This is a genomic window from Streptomyces sp. MMG1533 (genome assembly GCF_001279775.1).
In the GTDB taxonomy this organism is placed as follows: domain Bacteria; phylum Actinomycetota; class Actinomycetes; order Streptomycetales; family Streptomycetaceae; genus Streptomyces.
Map to the genome: position 1 here is coordinate 1 of NZ_LGDG01000129.1, position 403 is coordinate 403.

1 protein-coding gene is annotated in these 403 nt (G+C 69.2%); it reads right to left on the bottom strand.

The window, feature by feature from the left end:
• Positions 1-403 (bottom strand): response regulator transcription factor (locus ADK57_RS15390; RefSeq protein ID WP_199830586.1); only part of this gene is annotated, 403 nt, incomplete at both ends.

The following is a 403-nucleotide window of genomic DNA, read 5'->3' on the forward strand; positions in this document are numbered from 1 at the left end:
ACGGCCAGCACCCGGCGGTGTCCGCTGTCGCTCGGCGGCAGTCCCAGCTTCAGGAACACGTTGCCGATGTGCTTGTGGACCGCCCGTTCGGTGACCACGAGGGTCTTGGCGATGGTGGCGTTGTCGTGCCCCTCGGCCATCAGCTTCAGCACTTCACGCTCGCGCGGGGTGAGCGAGTCGAGCGGGGTGTCCCGGCGCCGGGTCAGCAGTTCGGTCACGACCTCGGGGTCCAGAGCGGTACCGCCGGCCGCGACCCGCTCCAGCGCGTCGAGGAACTCGTCCACCCGCCCGATCCGGTCCTTCAGCAGATAACCGACCCCGCTGCTCCCACCACCCAGCAGCTCGGCGGCGTACGACTCCTCGACGTACTGCGAGAGCACCAGCACCGGCAACCCGGGAATCT